The sequence below is a fragment of the Enterobacter cloacae complex sp. 402C9 genome (assembly GCF_050030745.1).
Taxonomy (GTDB): Bacteria; Pseudomonadota; Gammaproteobacteria; order Enterobacterales; family Enterobacteriaceae; genus Enterobacter; species Enterobacter intestinihominis.
The window spans coordinates 878,001-899,514 of the sequence record NZ_JBLGUW010000001.1 but is presented as its reverse complement, the minus strand read 5'-3'; the positions used below and the strand labels follow the sequence as shown (position 1 = coordinate 899,514).

The window sequence follows — 21,514 nt, the reverse complement described above, 5'->3', positions numbered from 1 at the left end:
GACTCCTTAGTCGTGGCGCGGATCGAGCGCATCGCGCAGCCCGTCGCCGAGTAAATTAAAGCCCTGAACGGCAAGGAAAATCGCCACGCCGGGGAAAACCGACATCCACGGCGCCTGTTCGAGAAACCCTTTTGCGGTGTTGAGCATGGAGCCCCAGGATGGGTTCGGCGGCTGTTGGCCTAACCCTAAAAACGAAAGGCTGGCTTCGGCGATAATCGCCGAGGCAATGGCCAGCGTGGCCTGCACCAGGATAGGTGACATCACGTTGGGCAGAACGTATTTAATGATGATCCAGCGGTCCGGCAGGCCAATCGCCCGCGCGCCGTCGATGTACTCTTCGTTGCGAATGGCGATCACCTGGCCGCGCGTCAGGCGGGCGAAGATCGGCATTGCCGAGAGTCCAATAGCGATCATGGCATTCGTCAGGCTTGGGCCTAAGAATGCCCCCAGCGCGATCGCCATGATCAGGAATGGACAGGCCAGCAGTGCCTCAATAAAGCGGGAGATCACCCCGTCCCACATCTTCTGGAAATAACCCGCCACCAGCCCCAGCGGCACGCCGATGACAACCGCGATCGCCACCGACATACAGCCCGCCATCAGCGAGGTTCTCGCCCCCCAGATAATGCGGGACAAGATATCGCGCCCCAGCTCGTCGGTGCCGAACCAGTACATCGCCGATGGCGCTTTGCGCACCGCGAGGAAGTTAGCTTTGACCGGGTCAAATGGCGCGATCCACGGCGCCAGCAGCGCCACCAGCACAAAAAAGCCCACCACAAGCGCGCCAATCACCGCACTTTTATTGGCGAGGAATTTTTTCAGCACCCGGTTTTGCGCGCGCGGCAGCGCGGGCGCCACGGTTTGCGTCGTCAGTTCCGCCATGATTAACCTCGCATTTTCGGGTTGATAAGGACGTAGAGCACGTCAGCCAGCAGGTTGAGCATCAGGAAACCGATCGCCACGATCAGCACTACGCCCTGCACCACCGCGTAGTCGCGGTTGAACACCGAGTCGACGATCATTTTGCCGAAGCCCGGAATGGTGAACACCTGCTCGGTCAGCACCGCCCCGCCCAGCAGCTCGCCGAACAGCAACGTGGTGAGGGTGATCACCGGCACCAGCGCATTGCGAAAGGCGTGCTTCAGGATCACCGCTTTCGGCAGCAGCCCCTTAGCGCGCGCGGTGCGGATGTAATCCGCTTTCAGCACCGCAATCATCGACGCGCGGGTATGGCGCATCAGCGTCGCCGCCAGGCCGGTTCCGAGCACGGACGCGGGCAGCAGCAATGTCCGCAGGTTCTGGATCGGATCTTCACTGAACGGCACATAACCGGACGCAGGCAACCATTGCAGGTTTACTGAAAAGACCAGAATCAGCAGGATCCCCAGCCAGAAGTGCGGTATTGAGATCCCCGAGATCGCCACAAAGTTCGCCCCGTGATCGACCCAGCTGTTTTTGTTCACCGCCGCGAGGATCCCCATGCTGATACCAAACACCAGCGCGATAATCATCGCCAGCAGCGACAGTTCCAGCGTGACCGGCAGCTTGCTGGCAATCAGTTGCGTGACCGGCTCATGAGTGCGTAAGGAGACACCCAGATCGCCTTGCAGCGCCCGCGTCAGCCAGTTGAAATACTGCACGGGGATCGGCGCGTCCAGATTCAGCTCAGCACGCAGCTGGGCGATCACCGCCGGATCGCGCTCCTCCCCGGCCATGGCAATCAGCGGATCGCCAGGCAGCAGCTTTTGCAGGCCGAACACCATCATGCTCACCAGCAGCAGAGTGGGTATAGCCAGCAGCAGACGTTTGCAAATCAGTTCCAGCATGGGTTCTCCTCAGGAGGTTTATTTCGCCAGCGTTAAGCCAGCCAGACGCACAATGCCGTCCGGGTACGCTTTAAAGCCCTGCACGCGCTTGTTCAGGCCAAAAATGCGCGGTTCGAAGTAAAGGTATGCAATTGGCATATCGGTCTGAAGCTGCTTCACAACCTTGTCATACAGCGGCTGGCGAGCGGCCTGATCGGTGCTCTGGCGCGCCTGCGTCAGCCATTCATCCACCTGAGCATTGCTGTAGCGGCCGTCGTTGAGGGTGCCTTTGCTGTTGATAAAGCCGTAGATGCTGCCATCTGGATCCGGGCGACCCGACCAGCCGGAGAAGCTCAACTGGTAGTCACCGCTCTGCTGGCGATCCAGCAGCGTGGCGAACTCGGTCATTTGCAGGTTCAGGTTAAAGCCCGCCTCTGCCACCATCGCCTGCAATACCTGGCCCACCTGCTGCGAGGTTGGGTTGTTCGGCACCAGCAGATTGACGGTCAGCGGCGCGGTGACGCCTGCGGCTTTCAGCAGCGCTTTGGCTTTGTCGACGTCACGCGGGGGAACCGGAAGATTGACGTGATACGGGCTTACCGGCGAAAACGCCTGGTTTGCCGGAGTGTAAAGCCCTTCGAACACTACCTGGTTTAAAGCATCGCGATCGATGGCCTGGGAAAATGCTTCACGCACGCGGGCATCTTTGAAGGGATCGTTCGCCGGGACTTTGCCATTGTTAATATTGAAGGTGATGCCCTGGTATCCGAGGCCCGTCACCTTCGCCAGCGCCAGCTTGCTGTCGGCTTCGACGGTTTTGACGTCGCTGGCGGCAATGCCTTCGGTCAGGTCGAGATCGCCCGCGCGCAGGTTCGCCAGGCGCACGGAGGCATCCGGGATCGGCAGATAGATAATTTTATCGAAGTGGTAGGCGTCTTTGTTCCAGTAGTTGTCGAAGCGGGTCAGCACAATGCGGTCCTGCGACACGCGGCTGTCGAATTTATACGGGCCGGAACAGACCGGATGGGCGGCAAAATCGGCTTTTTTCGCGGCTTCCGGCGCCATCATTGCGCCTGCGCGATCGGTGAGCTGCATCAGAAGTGCGGCATCCGGCGTTTTCAGGTGCAGGGCTATCTGCATCGGGCCGGTGACCTCCACCGACTCAACGGAAGAGAGTTCACTTTTGCGCAGAGAGCCTTTTAGCGTCAGGGCCCGGTCGAGGTTGTATTTCGCGGCGGCGGCATCGAATTTTTCACCGTCGTGGAAGGCCACGCCTTCACGGAGATCCAGGGTCAGCGTTTTGCCGTCATCGCTCCACGCCCAGGATTTCGCCAGTCCCGGCACCACCTTGAGGTGCTCGTCCACGTCCACTAGCCGGTCACACAGGGAGGCAAAGACGAAGCGGCCATAATAGGTACGCGCCAGATGCGGGTCCAGCATGTCCGGATCTGCACCCAGGCCGATTCGCAGCACGCTTTCAGAATGGGCGGGCAGCGCCGCACCAAGCAACATAACACTTCCCAGTACGGTCAAAAGAGAATTACGCATTGTCATTATCATGAGTTCCTTGAAGGAAGGGAGGAGTGAGTAGCCGCGTGTTCAAACAGCGCGCGGCGGCGCAAAAATGCGGCGGATGGCGGTGCGATCTGTATAACGCTGCGATCGCGATTAATCTCCTGCCAGCGGTGGCAGGCGACCTGACGTCCGCCGTCGATTACCTGATGAATCGGCTCAACCTGACGACATTCATCGCTAACATAGGGGCAACGGGTGTGGAAACGGCAGCCGGAGGGCGGATTAGCCGGGTTCGGTAAATCACCCTGCAACAGCGGCGCATCCCGCGCTACGCCTGGCTGCATTTGCGGCGCAGAGGCAATTAATGCCTGGGTATAAGGATGCAGCGGCGCGTCGAAGATATCGTCGACGGTGGCCAGCTCGACGATTTGCCCAAGATACATCACCGCCACGCGGTCGCTCATATGACGGATAACTGCCAGACCGTGGGCGACGATCACCATCGTTAGCCCCAACTGGTGCTTCAGGCTTTCCAGTAAATTGACCACCTGTGCCTGGACGGAAACATCCAGTGCGGAAACCGGTTCATCGCCCAGCAGCAGCTTTGGGCCTGACGCCAGCGCGCGCGCAATGCCGATACGCTGACGCTGCCCGCCGGAAAATTCGTGCGGATAACGTCCGGCCCAGGCCGCGGGCAAGCCGACCGTCCTGAGCAGCTCGGCGACGTGGTACTGGCGATCCGCTTTTTTCATGTTCTGGTGCAGCCACAGCGGCTCACCGACAATCTGTTCTACCGTCATGCGCGGGTTCAGCGAGGCGAAGGGATCCTGAAAGATGATCTGTAGCTCACGCCGGAGCTGGTTCAGACGTGCGCCTGAGGCGTGGGTGATCTCCTCACCCTGATAAAATACGCGCCCTTCGCTGGCGCCCAGCAGGCGCAGCAGCAGCCGGCCGAGGGTGGATTTCCCGGAACCTGATTCGCCGACAATAGCCAGCGTTTCGCCTGGCAGCACCGACAGTGAAACGCGGTCAACAGCCGTGACAAAGCGGGCCGGCGTAAACAGTTTTTTCGGGCCGGGGAAAAGCTTGCTCAGATCCCGGGCTTCAAGAATGGGCGTGGTCATGCAATTTCTCCCAGGGCAATGTGTTGTTCCAGCGGCACGCGGAAGCAGGCAACCTGATGACCCGTGCCGAGCATAGTGAGCGGTGGTTTTTCAGCATGACAGCGCGTCTGCGCGAAGGGACACCGGGTGGCGAAGCGGCAGCCCTGAGGCATAGATTCCGGCAGCGGGACCGATCCGGGAATGGTGGAAAGCTGGCCCTTGCGTACGCCAAGGGAGGGGATCGAGCCCATCAGGCCAATTGTGTACGGGTGCTGCGGGTCGGCAAATATCGCCTCGACGCTTCCCTGCTCTACTACCTGTCCGGCGTACATTACCGCCACCTGCTGTGCCACTTCGGCCACCACGCCTAAATCGTGAGTGATCATCAGCACCGCCGTGCCCGTTTCTTCTTTTAGGGTATTGAGCAGGGCGAGAATTTGCGCCTGAATGGTCACGTCCAGAGCGGTAGTGGGTTCGTCAGCGATCAGTAATTTGGGATGGTTTATCAGGGCCATCGCAATCATCACGCGCTGGCGCATACCGCCGGAAAGCTGATGCGGGTAAGCCTTGAGGCGCATCTCTGCGGCCGGGATCTGCACCTTCTCCAGGATCTGTAGCGCAACCGTCATCGCCTCAGCCCGGGAGATCGTTTGATGGCGCATCACCGCTTCACTGAGCTGATCGCCAAGCGTGAAAGCCGGGTTGAGCGAGGTCATGGGCTCCTGGAATATCATCGCCAGCTCGCTGCCGCGCAGATTGGCATACTCGCGCGGCGAGAGCTTGCGCAGATCGTGGCGGCGGAAGTGCATCTCCCCGCTGACGATCCTGGCGCTGGCAGGCAATAACCCCATCAGCGCCAGGGAAGTGATGCTTTTACCACAGCCGGACTCGCCCACCAGCGCCAGCGTTTCGCCCGCCCTTACCATCAGCGAGATATCTTCGAGCACACTCACCGGCGAGCCCGCGAATTTAACGTTGAGGTTTTGCAGCCGCAGTACGGGAGTGGAGTCCTTAAAGGGTATCGTCGTCATAGCGTGGAATCGTCCTCAAGGTGGATGGCCTGAATCAGGGCGGTTTGCAGGCTGAGCAGGTGTTCGCGCATGGCGGCCGCAGCTTCATTAGGCTGGCGATGAATAATCGCTGACATGATTTTGTGATGGTGGTCGTTGTAGTTGTCGACACGTTCGGGGGTGCGGGCAAGCTCGCGTAAATACTGCCAGCCGGGCTCCCGGCGGACGGCATCTATCGCATCGAAAAGCCCTAGCATCAGGCGGTTGCCGGCAGCTTCCGCAATGGCGCGGTGAAAGGCGCTATCCCACAGTTCGTTAAGATCGCGGTCATCCGGGCTGACCTTGTCAATGCGTTCCAGCATGCGCTGCATGAGCGCGAGGTTTTCCCTGGTGGCACGCAGTGCCGCAAGTCGGGCTAAGCCGGGTTCGAGCTGTAGTCGAGCTTCCATGACTTCCAGCAGGTTGGTTTGCTGAACCAATCCCTGAAGCGCCAACGGCTCAACAGGGGCAGCCGGACCAATGAAGGTACCTTTGCCCTGCTTGCGCCAGATCCGCCCTTCTTCTTCCAGCACGTCCAGCGCGCGACGCACTTCGCGTCGTCCTACGCCGAGTGTTTCCGATAGCTCACGTTCAGTGGGCAGCGGAGTGCCTGGTGTTGACTCGTGCTGGTTGATAAGCCCGCGCAACTGGTCAAGCGCGGTGCTGGAATTTGCTAAAACCCGTGAAGGTTTTTCCATATTGGTTCGCTCGCTTTCATCATGACTTTATTTTTATTAACGATAAGTTATTGATATGACGGACTACTTATCGTGCTAATGATTAAGCAATAAGCGAACCAATAGCGCATTGGTTCAGATCTTTTCTGAAAAATGATCGGTAACCGAATGATTTCTTATGAATTATTTTTACATAATTATTACATAACTAAGTGAGGTTCGGAGAGGGGATGGGCAAACAATGCACAAAAGCAGTGCAAATAACGCACTAAAACCGTGCAAATGTTAATAAATTGCACTGATTATATTAACTTTTTGTTAACGAAAATAAGAAGAGAGATAAGCGAGTGTAGGGAGTATAAAACGACGAAAGCCTGAATCATTTCTGATTCAGGCTTTCTGAATAGTGGCGGAACGGACGGGACTCGAACCCGCGACCCCCTGCGTGACAGGCAGGTATTCTAACCGACTGAACTACCGCTCCACTGTTCCCGTTTGGGGAACGAGGCGAATATTACGGTTTGCCTCTGAACTCGTCAACGCTTTTTCTCAGGTTTTGAATCGTTTGCTGCAAAAATCACCCAAACGGCGATTTAACAAACGTTTCCGCCTTTTTTCATCCACGCCACAGACAGCTTCCGCCCTTCTTCTGCACTAAATCGAGGCGAGATTCGTGGTTCATTAGCTCTTCATCACTGGCTAAAACAACCCGCAGGCGATTAGCCTGGCGCACGACACGCTGAATGCCGCCTTCATCCCGCGTCTGCTGGGATTCATTTTCCATACTGAATTTTATCGACGTTTGCCCGCCGGTCATGGTCAGGTAAACATCGGCCAGGATCTGGGCATCGAGCAATGCGCCGTGCAGGGTTCGCTTGGTGTTGTCTATCTCATAGCGAGAGCACAGGGCATCAAGGCTGTTACGCTTGCCGGGAAACATCTTCCTTGCCAGCGCCAGGCTATCCGTGACTTTACAGAACGTATTGGTCTTTGGAATATCGCGGTTGAGCTTGCTGAACTCATAGTCCATAAAGCCGATATCGAACGACGCGTTATGAATGACAAGTTCCGCACCTCTGATGTAGTCGAGAAATTCATCCGCGACATCGGCGAAGGTGGGCTTATCCAGCAAAAACTCATCGGCAATCCCGTGAACGCCGAACGCTTCCGGATCCACCAGCCGATCGGGTTTGAGGTAAACGTGGAAGTTGTTGCCCGTAAGACGGCGGTTCACCACTTCAACGGCACCAATCTCAATGATTTTGTGCCCTTCGTAGTGGGCGCCAATCTGGTTCATACCGGTGGTTTCGGTATCAAGAACAATCTGGCGAGTAATTGCAGTGCTCATAGCGGTCATTTATGTCAGACTTATCGTTTTACTGAACGTTTCAAATACAGGAAGTCTACCAGAGATGCGTAAACAGGTAGAAATTTTCACCGATGGATCTTGTCTCGGTAACCCAGGGCCCGGCGGCTATGGCGCCATTATGCGCTATCGCCAGCATGAAAAAACATTTAGTGAAGGCTATTTCCTGACCACCAACAACCGCATGGAGTTGATGGCGGCCATCGTGGCGCTGGAAGCCTTAAAAGAACATTGTGACGTGGTGCTGAGTACCGACAGCCAGTATGTTCGCCAGGGCATTACCCAATGGATCCACAACTGGAAAAAGCGCGGTTGGAAAACGGCAGAGAAAAAACCCGTCAAGAATGTCGATCTCTGGAAGCGTCTTGATGCCGCCCTCGGTCAGCACGAAATCAAATGGGAGTGGGTAAAGGGGCACGCCGGTCACCCTGAAAACGAACGCTGTGACGAGCTGGCTCGCGCGGCGGCATCAAACCCAACCCATGAGGATGCAGGTTATCAACCTGAATCCTGATCACGGTTTTTTGTACTGCCGCGTGGCACCCACGGTCTGGCGGATCCGCGTTTTTGATTTGCTTTGCTTCATTGGGTTGAGCGTAAGTGGGATCGTCCTCTTACGCGCGACAATAAATTGCATGCAGCCCAGCGCGGGTAAATGGGTACTTAATAAGACCCCGCCTTTACGCGTCCAGGGGATGACCTGAAAACCCCCGTAGCTCAGCACTTCGAAATTTAACAGTGAAAGCCAGTCCAGCTGGCGCATCATGGTAAACATCCGGCTGTTATATGGCGCCGTGCGGCGCAGAACGGGCGTCAGTTTACGTAGCCCGATCAGACTCAGCGGATTAAAACCGCTCAGGATCAGCCAGCCGTCATCAATCAAAACGCGGTCGGCTTCCCGCAGCAGACGATGGGGATCGCTGCACCAGGGCAGCGTATGGGCGAGCAGACAGGCATCAATGGATTTTTCCGCAAAAGGCAAATGCAGCGGATCAGCCTTCACCTGAACCGGGGAGCCATTAAGCGATACGCTAACCTGATGCGAGATAGCGCAGCTTTCGGTATTGATTTCTGCGCTCAGATTGCCAATCTTAAGCAGGTGAAAACCATACATTTTCGCGAGCCAGGGTTTAAGCTGAAGTTCTAAGGCCTCGCGATAATATTCACCCCAGGGCAACTCTGCCCAACGTTCCGGTGGTGCGACAGTCTGAGGTATCCTTGCCGGTTTCATCAAAACACCCGCCACGCTATAAGAGGTAATGCATGAATCTTATCAGTATTTCCGCCTTTCAGGACAATTACATCTGGGTTTTAGTCGATGACGATCGCAGATGCATCATTGTTGATCCCGGCGAATCCGTACCGATCCTGCACGCGATAGAAGAAAACGACTGGCAGCCTGAAGCGATCCTCCTTACCCATCACCATCACGATCATGTCGGGGGTGTTCCCGATCTCCTTGCGCGCTATCCCCATATTCCCGTCTACGGACCAGCAGAGACACAGGATAAGGGTACGACGCAAGTTGTCGAAGAAGGCGAAAGTATCCTCATCCTCGGGTGCGAGTTTTCCGTATTTGCTACGCCAGGTCACACTTCCGGTCATCTCTGTTTCTACAGCAAACCTTATCTTTTTTGTGGCGACACGCTGTTTTCCGGCGGCTGTGGAAGGCTGTTTGAAGGCACGCCAGAACAGATGTATCAATCTTTACAAAAAATTAATGCGCTGCCAGCCGACACCGTAATTTGTTGCGCACATGAGTATACATTAGGGAATATGAAGTTTGCTGCAAGCGTACTACCAGAGGATCGGGCGATTCAGGATTATTACCAGAAAGTGAAGGAGTTACGTGCAAAAAACCAAAAAACACTCCCCGTAATTCTGAAAAATGAGCGACAAATAAATTTATTTTTAAGAACGAATGACGTTGATTTAATTAATAAAATTAATCAAGAAACAAATTTGTTACAACCTGAAGCGCGATTTGCATGGTTAAGGTCAAAGAAAGATAACTTCAGATAATTGCGGGTTGCCTTTTCAAAATTTCGCCGTTATCATCGCTCGTCTTTTAAGCAACTATTGACACACACATGAAGGCAAAAGCGATATTACTCGCCTCTGTCCTGCTTGTAGGTTGCCAGTCACAAAACGGCAGCAACGTACAACAGCACGCACAGAGCCTTTCTGCGGCTGGTCAAGGGGAAGCAGGGAAGTTTACAAGTCAGGCGCGATGGTTGGACGATGGGACATCCTTCGCGCAGGAACAAGACTTGTGGGCCTCTATTGGCGACGAGCTAAAGATGGGAATTCCGGAAAACAGCCGGATTCGCGAACAGAAACAGAAGTATTTGAGAAATAAGAGCTATCTCCACGATGTAACATTACGGGCAGAGCCGTATATGTACTGGATAGCAGGGCAAGTTAAGAAACGTAACATGCCTATGGAACTGGTACTACTACCCATAGTGGAGAGCGCTTTTGACCCGCACGCGACGTCTGGCGCCAATGCAGCAGGCATCTGGCAGATCATTCCGAGCACAGGGCGAAATTATGGTTTAAAGCAGACCCGCAACTACGATGCGCGTCGTGATGTTGTCGCTTCAACGACAGCCGCTCTCGACATGATGCAACGTCTGAACAAGATGTTTGACGGCGACTGGTTATTGACTGTCGCGGCGTATAACAGTGGTGAAGGTCGTGTACTGAAGGCAATGAAAGCGAATAAAGCGCGTGGAAAATCCACAGACTTCTGGTCGCTCTCACTGCCACAGGAAACAAAGATTTACGTACCGAAAATGCTGGCATTGAGTGACATTCTCAAGAACAGCAAACGTTACGGTGTACAACTGCCAACACCAGACGAAAGTCGTGCACTGGCGCGTGTCCGCCTCAGCAGCCCTGTTGATATTCAACAGGTTGCCGATATGACGGGTATGTCGGTAAGTAAGCTTAAAACCTTTAATGCAGGTGTTAAAGGCTCCACGCTGGGTGCAAGCGGCCCGCGCTATGTGATGGTTCCGCAGAAACACGCGGAGCAGTTACGTGAGTCTTTAGCTTCGGGTGAAATTGCAGCCGTTCAGTCTACGCTGATTGCTGATACGTCGCCTGTAAGCAGCCGCAGCTATAAGGTGCGTTCAGGTGATACGCTTTCAGGTATTGCATCACGTCTTGGCGTGAATACGAAAGATCTCCAGCAGTGGAATAATCTGCGCGGATCCGGTCTGAAAGTGGGTCAAACGCTGACCGTAGGTGCAGGTAGCAGCGCACAGCGTCTCGCTAAAAACAGCGATAGCATTACCTATCGCGTACGTAAAGGCGACTCGCTGTCCAGTATTGCTAAGCGTCACGGCGTAAACATCAAAGATGTGATGCGCTGGAACAACGATACTGACAACCTGCAACCTGGCGACCAGCTGACGTTGTTTGTGAAAAACAGCGCTACGCCAGATTCCTGATAGTACGATCGCTTATTAAAAAGGCACCGATTCCCCTCGGTGCCTTTTTTGTTTATCCCGCTTTTTGCGCTTCAGCCATAATGGTGTCGCTGGTAAACGAACCATCGTCATGCAATTCAAAGTACGCCTTGACATCAGCAGAGGCAATCTCCTGATACAATCGGATCGCCTGAGTTAATGCCTCCGGTGTGCGCATCCGTGCAATCCATGACGTGAACTCCAGCGGCAAACGGTCGGTTATCAATGAGCGTGAAATCAAGCCAGCTTCGGTGATAAACGTAAGCCACTCTCCACTGGAGTAGTTTTGCACGTGCGAGGTATCACGCAGCGCTTCAACCGTCTGGAGCCAGATATTCCGTACCGGATGCCCGGGAGACATCACGTCCATGATGATGAATATTCCGCCCGGTTTGAGCACGCGTTTCACTTCCCGTAATGCCTGCCCCACATCATGCCAGTGGTGTGCAGAGTAACGGCTAATCACAGCCTCAAAGGATGCATCCTCAAAGGGTAAAGATTCAGCGTAGCCCTGTCGCGTCGTGACGTTATTCAGCCCTTTCGCTTTCGCCGCTTCAGCAACCACATCCAGCATCTGGCTCGATAAGTCATACGCCGTCACCTGAGCAACCTGCTGTGCGGCGGTAAAACTGGCGTGCCCCGCTCCGCAGCCTAAGTCCAGCACGTGCGCGTCAGGAAACGCGGCGAGCCGTTCGCCGAGACGTACCAGATCGCGGCCAGAGGCATGTACGGCACTGCTCAGGTAGGCACTTGCCTGAGAACCAAACTGTTTTTCGACGTTGTCATGATGGGAGTGTGTTGTTGTCATGTTGCTGTCCTTTTATGGGTTAAAAAATAAAGGGCAGCACCCGCACAGGCCTGCCCCACGGCAGACCTGACGCACCATTATTTATCAGGTTTGCCGGGACTGAATTCAACTAGTAGAGGATTATGATCGGAGGCGCGCGTCACCAGAACGGAGGCGTCGTGCACGCTTAAACCCCGATAGAAGACAAAATCGAGAGGACGACCAAACGCTTTCTTGCGCTGGTCATCGTTAAAACGAACTTCACGCAGCGACATTTCACGCGCGAAGCGGTATAACGCGTTCATACGCGGACGGCTCCAGGCATTGAAGTCCCCGGCCATAATGATCGGCCCACTGTGATGAGCAATCTGATCGCCGATGGGAAGTAACTGCTTACTGTACACATCAACACCCAGGCTGAAGTTCACCGCATGAATGTTTACCACCATCAGCAGACGGGTGTCGGGCAACGGATAGACCGTGACCAGTGCTGATTTTGCCAGACGCAGGATCGGCTCACGTTCACGCAGCGGGCAGCAATAGACCGGATGTGCGGCTGAAAGGGTCATCACCCCGGAAGGATGCTGTGGCAGAACAAAGGCAGGCACCTGATCGGCTGCAAGATAGTTCGTCGTTGCAAACCTGACCAGTTCAGGCGTGGTTTGCGCCTCCTGTAACAGAACCAGATGCGCATCTTTACCAAAATTTTGAAGTACGGATAACCACTCCGCACGCTGTTGCTTAAAGATGTTCCACACCAGTACGCGAATTTTCTCGTCACTGCTTAATGGAGTGCCCGCTGGTAATGCCTGGCTAAGGCTCGCAAACGACCCCGGAGGCAAGATCCTCTCCGCAGGCATTCCGGCAACATAACGCATGGCATAGGTATTTTTTCGCACTTTTGGAAACGGCCTCTGTAACATGAACCAGCCCGGAAAACGGACTGGTTCTAATGTTATAGGGATTTTAGGTCACACTTTCAACGCAATTACTGAGAAACCGCTTTCCAGTTTTGTAAGCAAGCACTTACTGATACTTATCCAAGTGCGACGCGAGCGGGTTTATCAAGCCGTCCACTGAGACCAATAAGGAGGAAAGCGATAAGCACAATTACCGCACCAATCCATGGCGTTTGGGTTAATCCAACATGTTCAACCACCAGCCCACCGATAACCGAACCGAGTGCGATACCGATATTAAATGCGGCGATATTCAGCCCAGATGCGACATCCACCGCATTAGGCGTATAACGTTCGGCTTTCTGCACAACATATACCTGCAATCCCGGCACATTACCAAAAGCGAATATCCCCATAACCAACACCGTTACCAGCGCGGCGTATTGCATCGATGCGGTGATCTGGAAAATCATCAGCAGGGCAACCAGGGCGGCGAAGATGAATTTCAGCGCCGGTACCGCACCATGCTTATCCGCAAGCTTGCCGCCCCAGATATTGCCGATTGCGACGGAGATACCGTAGCCCAGTAAAATCCAGCTCACCGCGCCCGGAGAAAAACCAGCCAGTTCCTGCATCATCGGTGCAAGGAAGGTGAACGCAGTGAACACACCTCCATAACCCAGGGCCGTAACGGCATAGATCAGCAGCAGGCGCGGGTGTGTCAGAACTTTAACCTGATCGCTCAGGCTGGCGCTTGCGCGTCCCGGAATACTGGAGGGCACCAGCAGCAGGCTGGCTACCAGAGCAATCACGCCCAACAGCGATACCGCGAGGAAGGTTTCACGCCAGCCAAAATGTTGTCCGATAAACGTTCCTAACGGCACGCCGGTGACCAGCGCGACGGTTAAGCCACCAAACATAATCGCAATGGCTGACGCCGCTTTCTCTTTTGGCACCAGGCTGGTTGCAATCGTGGAACCGATGGAGAAGAAGACACCGTGCGCGAGGCCTGTCAGCAGGCGGGCAATGACCAGCGTGGAGTAATCCGGTGACTGCCACGCCAGAATATTGCCAGCGGTGAAGAGCACCATCAGGGCAACTAACAGTTGTTTACGTGGAAAGCGTCCAGTCAGTGCGGTCAGCACAGGCGCCCCAACAGCGACGCCTAACGCGTAAATAGATACCAGCAGCCCGGCAGAAGGCAGCGAGATAGCGAGTTGTTCAGCAATGGTAGGAACAAGTCCTACAATAACAAATTCGGTCGTGCCAATTGCGAAGGCACTGATCGTCAGGGCAAGAAGCGCCAGTGGCATAAAATACTCCGTCTCTTCAGGATTAAGATGACAGGCAGTATGCGCCAGTGTTTAAATAACAAAAATGGTTAGAATCTCAATAGAATTTTGCAGGTGATGCAATAATGAAAGCCACATCGGAAGAACTGACTGTCTTCGTTGCCGTTGTTGAAAGCGGCAGCTTCAGCCGTGCTGCCGAACAGCTCGGACAGGCGAACTCCGCCATCAGCCGCTCGGTGAAAAAGCTGGAGATGAAGCTCGGGGTGAGTCTGCTCAACAGAACAACGCGGCAGCTCAGCCTGACGGAAGAAGGTGAACGTTATTTTCGACGCGTGCAGTCCGTTTTGCAGGAGATGGCGGCAGCAGAAACGGAAATCATGGAATCACGCAGCACGCCGCGTGGGCTGCTGCGCATAGATGCGGCGACGCCGGTCGTGCTGCATTTCCTGATGCCGTTGATTAAACCCTTCCGCGAACGCTACCCGGAGATGACCCTGTCTCTGGTCTCCTCTGAGACGTTCATTAACCTGATTGAGCGTAAAGTTGACGTGGCGATCCGCGCGGGAACCCTGACGGATTCAAGTTTACGCGCTCGCCCTCTGTTCACCAGCTACCGCAAAATTATCGCGTCACCGCAATATATTGCAGAGCATGGCAAACCTGAGACCGTTGAGGAGCTGAAGCAGCACCTGTGTCTGGGCTTTACGGAGCCTGTCTCGCTGAACACCTGGCCCGTGGCCTGTCATGACGGACAACTTCATGAGATCATCTGCGCACTTTCGTCTAATAGCGGGGAAACGCTGAAACAGCTGTGTCTTGAAGGAAATGGGATCGCCTGTTTATCAGACTATATGATTGATAAGGAAATAGCTGCGGGCCAGCTAGTTGAGCTAATGGCTGACAAACGCTTACCTGTAGAGATGCCTTTTAGCGCGGTGTATTACAGTGACAGAGCAGTAAGTACGCGCATACGCGCTTTTATCGACTTCCTTAGCGAACATATAAAAACAGCTCCCGGAGGAGCTGTATGAGGGTTTAAAGGCACAGAGGGAGGGTTGTTATTAATCCCAGTTAGGTGCTAACCCTTCGGGGCTGACCAGACGATCGTTGCATTCCAGTGCAGCGATCGCTTTTTTATCTTCATCATCGAGCTGGAGATCCCACGCTAACAGGTTACTTGCCAGGTTTTCACGTTTGGTTGAAGACGGGATCACGGCATATCCTTCACCTATCGCCCATGCCAGGATCACCTGTGCAGCTGTTGCATTGTGTTTTTCAGCGATGCGCGCAATCACTTCATCTTTCAGGGCCTTACCATATGCCAGCGTCATGTACGAGGTGATGTGAATGCCATGCTGTTTCGCCCAGTCCACAACTTTGCGGTTTTGCAGGTAAGGAGAGAGTTCAATCTGGTTAGTAGCAATATTCTCTTTACCCACTGCGGCAATGGCTTTTTCCATCAATGGGATAGTGAAATTTGAGATACCAATTTCACGCGTCAAGCCCTGCTCTTTTGCTTCCAGCAGCGCCTGCATGAACTCTTCTACGGAGACGGCATCGCCAGGTGATGGCCAGTGGATCAGCGTCAGATCAACATAATCAGTACGCAGCTTTTTCAGACTTTCCTTCAGGCTTAGGATCAGCTTGTCTTTGCTGAGGTTCTCAATCCAGATTTTGGTGGTGATGAAAAGCTCATGGCGCGGTACGCCGCTCTCCTCGATAGCCTGACCTACGGCAGCTTCGTTGTCATAAATCTGCGCCGTATCAATAGCGCGATAGCCCAACTCGAGTGCGGTTTTAACAGATGCGATAACAACGTCGTCCTTCAGGCGAAAAGTGCCCAGACCCAGTGCAGGGATAGTCATATCATTCCTCAATCGTTATGTTCGTAAACTGAGGAGGATTATCGCTGTGGTTGTTATGTCGAAAAAGATCGTAAAATGCAGAGGATTTTTGCTAATTTCGCAATAGTAAAACGACAGATAAGAAAAAAGCCCTGAGCGTTAGCTCAGGGCTTTTAATAAGTGGCGGAACGGACGGGACTCGAACCCGCGACCCCCTGCGTGACAGGCAGGTATTCTAACCGACTGAACTACCGCTCCACCGAATACTTCTGTAACCACCGGATTAATGCACCGGCTTACTACTTAATTTGATGCCTGGCAGTTCCCTACTCTCACATGGGGAGACCCCACACTACCATCGGCGCTACGGCGTTTCACTTCTGAGTTCGGCATGGGGTCAGGTGGGACCACCGCGCTAAAGCCGCCAGGCAAATTCTGTTAATCTGTATCAGGCTGAAAATCGTGTCTGTCTCTCGTTCGCCAAAACAGCTTCGGCGTTGTAAGGTTAAGCCTCACGGTTCATTAGTATCGGTTAGCTCAACGCATCGCTGCGCTTACACACCCGACCTATCAACGTCGTCGTCTTCAACGTTCCTTCAGGAGACTTAAAGTCTCAGGGAGAACTCATCTCGGGGCAAGTTTCGTGCTTAGATGCTTTCAGCACTTATCTCTTCCGCATTTAGCTACCGGGCAGTGCCATTGGCATGACAACCCGAACACCAGTGATGCGTCCACTCCGGTCCTCTCGTACTAGGAGCAGCCCCCCTCAATTCTCCAGCGCCCACGGCAGATAGGGACCGAACTGTCTCACGACGTTCTAAACCCAGCTCGCGTACCACTTTAAATGGCGAACAGCCATACCCTTGGGACCTACTTCAGCCCCAGGATGTGATGAGCCGACATCGAGGTGCCAAACACCGCCGTCGATATGAACTCTTGGGCGGTATCAGCCTGTTATCCCCGGAGTACCTTTTATCCGTTGAGCGATGGCCCTTCCATTCAGAACCACCGGATCACTATGACCTGCTTTCGCACCTGCTCGCGCCGTCACGCTCGCAGTCAAGCTGGCTTATGCCATTGCACTAACCTCCTGATGTCCGACCAGGATTAGCCAACCTTCGTGCTCCTCCGTTACTCTTTGGGAGGAGACCGCCCCAGTCAAACTACCCACCAGACACTGTCCGCAACCCGGATTACGGGTCTACGTTAGAACACCAGCCATTAAAGGGTGGTATTTCAAGGTTGGCTCCACGCAGACTGGCGTCCACGCTTCAAAGCCTCCCACCTATCCTACACATCAAGGACCAGTGTTCAGTGTCAAGCTATAGTAAAGGTTCACGGGGTCTTTCCGTCTTGCCGCGGGTACACTGCATCTTCACAGCGAGTTCAATTTCACTGAGTCTCGGGTGGAGACAGCCTGGCCATCATTACGCCATTCGTGCAGGTCGGAACTTACCCGACAAGGAATTTCGCTACCTTAGGACCGTTATAGTTACGGCCGCCGTTTACCGGGGCTTCGATCAAGAGCTTCGCGTTGCCGCTAACCCCATCAATTAACCTTCCGGCACCGGGCAGGCGTCACACCGTATACGTCCACTTTCGTGTTTGCACAGTGCTGTGTTTTTAATAAACAGTTGCAGCCAGCTGGTATCTTCGACTGATTTCAGCTCCGTCCGCAGGGACTTCACCTACATATCAGCGTGCCTTCTCCCGAAGTTACGGCACCATTTTGCCTAGTTCCTTCACCCGAGTTCTCTCAAGCGCCTTGGTATTCTCTACCTGACCACCTGTGTCGGTTTGGGGTACGATTTCGTGTTACCTGATGCTTAGAGGCTTTTCCTGGAAGCAGGGCATTTATCACTTCAGCACCGTAGTGCCTCGTCATCACACCTCAGCGTTAACAAGGTACCGGATTTACCTGGAACCTCCGCCTACATGCTTAAACCGGGACAACCGTCGCCCGGCTGACATAGCCTTCTCCGTCCCCCCTTCGCAGTAACACCAAGTACAGGAATATTAACCTGTTTCCCATCGACTACGCCTTTCGGCCTCGCCTTAGGGGTCGACTCACCCTGCCCCGATTAACGTTGGACAGGAACCCTTGGTCTTCCGGCGAGCGGGCTTTTCACCCGCTTTATCGTTACTTATGTCAGCATTCGCACTTCTGATACCTCCAGCACCCCTCACAGGACACCTTCAACGGCTTACAGAACGCTCCCCTACCCAACAACACATAGTGTCGCTGCCGCAGCTTCGGTGCATGGTTTAGCCCCGTTACATCTTCCGCGCAGGCCGACTCGACCAGTGAGCTATTACGCTTTCTTTAAATGATGGCTGCTTCTAAGCCAACATCCTGGCTGTCTGTGCCTTCCCACATCGTTTCCCACTTAACCATGACTTTGGGACCTTAGCTGGCGGTCTGGGTTGTTTCCCTCTTCACGACGGACGTTAGCACCCGCCGTGTGTCTCCCGTGATAACATTCTTCGGTATTCGTAGTTTGCATCGGGTTGGTAAGCCGGGATGGCCCCCTAGCCGAAACAGTGCTCTACCCCCGAAGATGAGTTCACGAGGCGCTACCTAAATAGCTTTCGGGGAGAACCAGCTATCTCCCGGTTTGATTGGCCTTTCACCCCCAGCCACAGGTCATCCGCTAATTTTTCAACATTAGTCGGTTCGGTCCTCCAGTTAGTGTTACCCAACCTTCAACCTGCCCATGGCTAGATCACCGGGTTTCGGGTCTATACCCTGCAACTTAACGCCCAGTTAAGACTCGGTTTCCCTTCGGCTCCCCTATACGGTTAACCTTGCTACAGAATATAAGTCGCTGACCCATTATACAAAAGGTACGCAGTCACCCCATAAAGAGGCTCCCACTGCTTGTACGTACACGGTTTCAGGTTCTTTTTCACTCCCCTCGCCGGGGTTCTTTTCGCCTTTCCCTCACGGTACTGGTTCACTATCGGTCAGTCAGGAGTATTTAGCCTTGGAGGATGGTCCCCCCATATTCAGACAGGATACCACGTGTCCCGCCCTACTCTTCGAGTTCACAGCAAGTGTGCTTTCGTGTACGGGACTATCACCCTGTACCGTCGGACTTTCCAGACCGTTCCACTAACACACAAGCTGATTCAGACTCCGGGCTGCTCCCCGTTCGCTCGCCGCTACTGGGGGAATCTCGGTTGATTTCTTTTCCTCGGGGTACTTAGATGTTTCAGTTCCCCCGGTTCGCCTCGTTAACCTATGTATTCAGTTAACGATAGTGCAACGGATTGCACTGGGTTTCCCCATTCGGACATCGCCGGGTCAAAGGTTCATATCACCTCGCCGGCGCTTTTCGCAGATTAGCACGTCCTTCATCGCCTCTGACTGCCAGGGCATCCACCGTGTACGCTTAGTCGCTTAACCTCACAACCCGAAGATGTTTCACTTCTGATTGCGAAAATTTGAGAGACTCGAACACACATGAGCTGTGTGTCGTTTCAATTTTCAGCTTGATCCAGATTTTTAAAGAGCAAAACTTCGCAGTGCACCTTTTCAGGTTCACTCTGAAGTTTTCTTGTGTTCGCAGTAAAGGATGGTGGAGCTATGCGGGATCGAACCGCAGACCTCCTGCGTGCAAGGCAGGCGCTCTCCCAGCTGAGCTATAGCCCCATCGTTTGTAATCTCTGTACCGCTCATCCTTTAAAAGGAGTTTGGTAGGCCTGAGTGGACTTGAACCACCGACCTCACCCTTATCAGGGGTGCGCTCTAACCACCTGAGCTACAAGCCTGCAGAGATTTTTTACTGCTGTTTTTCATCAGACAATCTGTGTGAGCACTACAAAGGCAGGTTCTTTAAGGTAAGGAGGTGATCCAACCGCAGGTTCCCCTACGGTTACCTTGTTACGACTTCACCCCAGTCATGAATCACAAAGTGGTAAGCGCCCTCCCGAAGGTTAAGCTACCTACTTCTTTTGCAACCCACTCCCATGGTGTGACGGGCGGTGTGTACAAGGCCCGGGAACGTATTCACCGTGGCATTCTGATCCACGATTACTAGCGATTCCGACTTCATGGAGTCGAGTTGCAGACTCCAATCCGGACTACGACGCACTTTATGAGGTCCGCTTGCTCTCGCGAGGTCGCTTCTCTTTGTATGCGCCATTGTAGCACGTGTGTAGCCCTACTCGTAAGGGCCATGATGACTTGACGTCATCCCCACCTTCCTCCAGTTTATCACTGGCAGTCTCCTTTGAGTTCCCGGCCTAACCGCTGGCAACAAAGGATAAGGGTTGCGCTCGTTGCGGGACTTAACCCAACATTTCACAACACGAGCTGACGACAGCCATGCAGCACCTGTCTCAGAGTTCCCGAAGGCACCAATCCATCTCTGGAAAGTTCTCTGGATGTCAAGAGTAGGTAAGGTTCTTCGCGTTGCATCGAATTAAACCACATGCTCCACCGCTTGTGCGGGCCCCCGTCAATTCATTTGAGTTTTAACCTTGCGGCCGTACTCCCCAGGCGGTCGACTTAACGCGTTAGCTCCGGAAGCCACGCCTCAAGGGCACAACCTCCAAGTCGACATCGTTTACGGCGTGGACTACCAGGGTATCTAATCCTGTTTGCTCCCCACGCTTTCGCACCTGAGCGTCAGTCTTTGTCCAGGGGGCCGCCTTCGCCACCGGTATTCCTCCAGATCTCTACGCATTTCACCGCTACACCTGGAATTCTACCCCCCTCTACAAGACTCTAGCCTGCCAGTTTCGAATGCAGTTCCCAGGTTGAGCCCGGGGATTTCACATCCGACTTGACAGACCGCCTGCGTGCGCTTTACGCCCAGTAATTCCGATTAACGCTTGCACCCTCCGTATTACCGCGGCTGCTGGCACGGAGTTAGCCGGTGCTTCTTCTGCGGGTAACGTCAATCGACAGGGTTATTAACCCTGTCGCCTTCCTCCCCGCTGAAAGTACTTTACAACCCGAAGGCCTTCTTCATACACGCGGCATGGCTGCATCAGGCTTGCGCCCATTGTGCAATATTCCCCACTGCTGCCTCCCGTAGGAGTCTGGACCGTGTCTCAGTTCCAGTGTGGCTGGTCATCCTCTCAGACCAGCTAGGGATCGTCGCCTAGGTGAGCCGTTACCCCACCTACTAGCTAATCCCATCTGGGCACATCCGATGGCAAGAGGCCCGAAGGTCCCCCTCTTTGGTCTTGCGACGTTATGCGGTATTAGCTACCGTTTCCAGTAGTTATCCCCCTCCATCAGGCAGTTTCCCAGACATTACTCACCCGTCCGCCACTCGTCAGCGAAGCAGCAAGCTGCTTCCTGTTACCGTTCGACTTGCATGTGTTAGGCCTGCCGCCAGCGTTCAATCTGAGCCATGATCAAACTCTTCAATTTAAGTTTGATGCTCAATGAATTAAACTTCGTAATGAATTACGTGTTCACTCGTTGAGACTTGGTATTCATTTAGTGTCCGAGGACATTAAGAATCCATGTCACTTTGAGTGCCCACACAGATTGTCTGATAAATTGTTAAAGAGCAGTTGCGACGCGCTTCAGCGCTCTGTCGCGAGGTGGCGTATATTACGCTTTCCTCTTTCAGAGTCAACCCGTTATTTCAGGATTTTTTCTCTTCAACCGACCGGGTAGTCTGTGAAGTGATTCACATCCGCCGTGTCGATGGAGGCGCATTATAGGGAGCCGCCGAGGAATGACAAG

At 53.9% G+C, this 21,514-nt stretch carries 16 protein-coding genes, 4 tRNA genes and 3 rRNA genes; 4 read left to right on the top strand and 19 right to left on the bottom strand.

What is annotated here, in order from left to right; translation table 11 throughout:
- Positions 1–6: 6 nt before the first annotated feature.
- The 8 genes from ACQG1K_RS04235 to dnaQ form a co-directional block, all read right to left on the bottom strand.
- The gene (locus tag ACQG1K_RS04235) at positions 7–882 is read right to left on the bottom strand and encodes an ABC transporter permease (protein ID WP_048965741.1); all 876 of its coding nucleotides are present in this window, start codon (positions 880–882) and stop codon (positions 7–9) included.
- 2 nt (positions 883–884) lie between these two features.
- A complete protein-coding gene (locus ACQG1K_RS04230; RefSeq protein WP_022647136.1) occupies positions 885–1,826 on the bottom strand; it encodes an ABC transporter permease in 942 nt (313 codons plus the stop codon).
- A gap of 18 nt (positions 1,827–1,844) precedes the next feature.
- Positions 1,845–3,359, bottom strand: a complete 1,515-nt coding sequence (locus tag ACQG1K_RS04225; protein WP_023299385.1) for an ABC transporter substrate-binding protein — start codon at positions 3,357–3,359, stop codon at positions 1,845–1,847.
- A 2-nt stretch (positions 3,360–3,361) separates the two neighbouring features.
- Positions 3,362–4,444, bottom strand: coding sequence for an ABC transporter ATP-binding protein (locus ACQG1K_RS04220; protein ID WP_022647134.1), 1,083 nt, complete (start codon positions 4,442–4,444; stop codon positions 3,362–3,364).
- On the bottom strand, positions 4,441–5,454 hold the full coding sequence (locus ACQG1K_RS04215; protein WP_038415388.1) for an ABC transporter ATP-binding protein: 1,014 nt from the start codon (positions 5,452–5,454) through the stop codon (positions 4,441–4,443). The genes ACQG1K_RS04220 and ACQG1K_RS04215 overlap by 4 nt, the downstream gene beginning before the upstream one ends.
- Positions 5,451–6,170 carry a FadR/GntR family transcriptional regulator gene (locus ACQG1K_RS04210; RefSeq protein ID WP_022647132.1) on the bottom strand — a complete coding sequence of 240 codons (720 nt, stop codon included), beginning with the start codon at positions 6,168–6,170 and terminating at the stop codon, positions 5,451–5,453. Before ACQG1K_RS04210 ends, ACQG1K_RS04215 begins: the two co-directional genes overlap by 4 nt.
- 386 nt (positions 6,171–6,556) lie before the next feature.
- Positions 6,557–6,633: transfer RNA gene (locus ACQG1K_RS04205), tRNA-Asp, on the bottom strand.
- Between the two features lie 132 nt (positions 6,634–6,765).
- A complete protein-coding gene (gene dnaQ / locus ACQG1K_RS04200) occupies positions 6,766–7,497 on the bottom strand; it encodes a DNA polymerase III subunit epsilon (protein WP_072201000.1) in 732 nt (243 codons plus the stop codon).
- Here dnaQ and rnhA point away from each other — a divergent pair.
- Entirely contained in the window at positions 7,451–8,029 is a 579-nt protein-coding gene (gene rnhA / locus ACQG1K_RS04195; protein ID WP_160840538.1) for a ribonuclease HI, read from the top strand. The genes dnaQ and rnhA overlap by 47 nt on opposite strands.
- Here the strand turns inward: rnhA and ACQG1K_RS04190 are convergent, their stop codons facing one another.
- Positions 8,030–8,746, bottom strand: a complete 717-nt coding sequence (locus tag ACQG1K_RS04190; protein WP_023299381.1) for a class I SAM-dependent methyltransferase — start codon at positions 8,744–8,746, stop codon at positions 8,030–8,032.
- Between the two features lie 32 nt (positions 8,747–8,778).
- Here ACQG1K_RS04190 and gloB point away from each other — a divergent pair, with 32 nt between their 5' ends.
- On the top strand, positions 8,779–9,537 hold the full coding sequence (gene gloB, locus ACQG1K_RS04185; RefSeq protein WP_022647129.1) for a hydroxyacylglutathione hydrolase: 759 nt from the start codon (positions 8,779–8,781) through the stop codon (positions 9,535–9,537).
- Between the two features lie 68 nt (positions 9,538–9,605).
- The gene (gene mltD, locus ACQG1K_RS04180) at positions 9,606–10,970 is read left to right on the top strand and encodes a murein transglycosylase D (protein ID WP_022647128.1); all 1,365 of its coding nucleotides are present in this window, start codon (positions 9,606–9,608) and stop codon (positions 10,968–10,970) included.
- A 52-nt stretch (positions 10,971–11,022) separates the two neighbouring features.
- Here mltD and ACQG1K_RS04175 read toward each other — a convergent pair whose 3' ends face one another.
- The 3 genes from ACQG1K_RS04175 to ACQG1K_RS04165 all read right to left on the bottom strand — a co-directional run bounded on the left by ACQG1K_RS04175 (position 11,023) and on the right by ACQG1K_RS04165 (position 13,987).
- Positions 11,023–11,796 carry a class I SAM-dependent methyltransferase gene (locus ACQG1K_RS04175; RefSeq protein WP_063135990.1) on the bottom strand — a complete coding sequence of 258 codons (774 nt, stop codon included), beginning with the start codon at positions 11,794–11,796 and terminating at the stop codon, positions 11,023–11,025.
- A gap of 77 nt (positions 11,797–11,873) precedes the next feature.
- Positions 11,874–12,674, bottom strand: coding sequence for an endonuclease/exonuclease/phosphatase family protein (locus ACQG1K_RS04170; protein WP_032621812.1), 801 nt, complete (start codon positions 12,672–12,674; stop codon positions 11,874–11,876).
- Positions 12,675–12,811: 137 nt separating this feature from the next.
- Positions 12,812–13,987 (bottom strand): MFS transporter, encoded by a 1,176-nt coding sequence (locus ACQG1K_RS04165; protein WP_320684465.1) that lies wholly within the window; start codon positions 13,985–13,987, stop codon positions 12,812–12,814.
- 104 nt (positions 13,988–14,091) lie between these two features.
- Between ACQG1K_RS04165 and yafC the strand changes: the two genes are divergently transcribed.
- The gene (gene yafC / locus ACQG1K_RS04160; RefSeq protein WP_171936508.1) at positions 14,092–14,997 is read left to right on the top strand and encodes a DNA-binding transcriptional regulator YafC; all 906 of its coding nucleotides are present in this window, start codon (positions 14,092–14,094) and stop codon (positions 14,995–14,997) included.
- A 30-nt stretch (positions 14,998–15,027) separates the two neighbouring features.
- Here yafC and dkgB read toward each other — a convergent pair whose 3' ends face one another.
- From dkgB to ACQG1K_RS04125, 7 genes are all read right to left on the bottom strand, one after another.
- Positions 15,028–15,831 carry a 2,5-didehydrogluconate reductase DkgB gene (gene dkgB, locus ACQG1K_RS04155; protein WP_048966286.1) on the bottom strand — a complete coding sequence of 268 codons (804 nt, stop codon included), beginning with the start codon at positions 15,829–15,831 and terminating at the stop codon, positions 15,028–15,030.
- A gap of 160 nt (positions 15,832–15,991) precedes the next feature.
- Positions 15,992–16,068: transfer RNA gene (locus ACQG1K_RS04150), tRNA-Asp, on the bottom strand.
- A gap of 55 nt (positions 16,069–16,123) precedes the next feature.
- Positions 16,124–16,239 (bottom strand): 5S ribosomal RNA (gene rrf / locus ACQG1K_RS04145).
- 72 nt (positions 16,240–16,311) lie between these two features.
- A 23S ribosomal RNA gene (locus ACQG1K_RS04140) occupies positions 16,312–19,216 on the bottom strand.
- A gap of 170 nt (positions 19,217–19,386) precedes the next feature.
- Positions 19,387–19,462, bottom strand: a tRNA-Ala gene (locus ACQG1K_RS04135).
- Between the two features lie 42 nt (positions 19,463–19,504).
- A tRNA-Ile gene (locus tag ACQG1K_RS04130) sits at positions 19,505–19,581 on the bottom strand.
- 70 nt (positions 19,582–19,651) lie between these two features.
- Positions 19,652–21,193, bottom strand: a 16S ribosomal RNA gene (locus ACQG1K_RS04125).
- Together the 16S, 23S and 5S rRNA genes with 3 tRNA genes alongside form the textbook arrangement of a ribosomal RNA operon.
- Between the last annotated feature and the right edge of the window lie 321 nt (positions 21,194–21,514).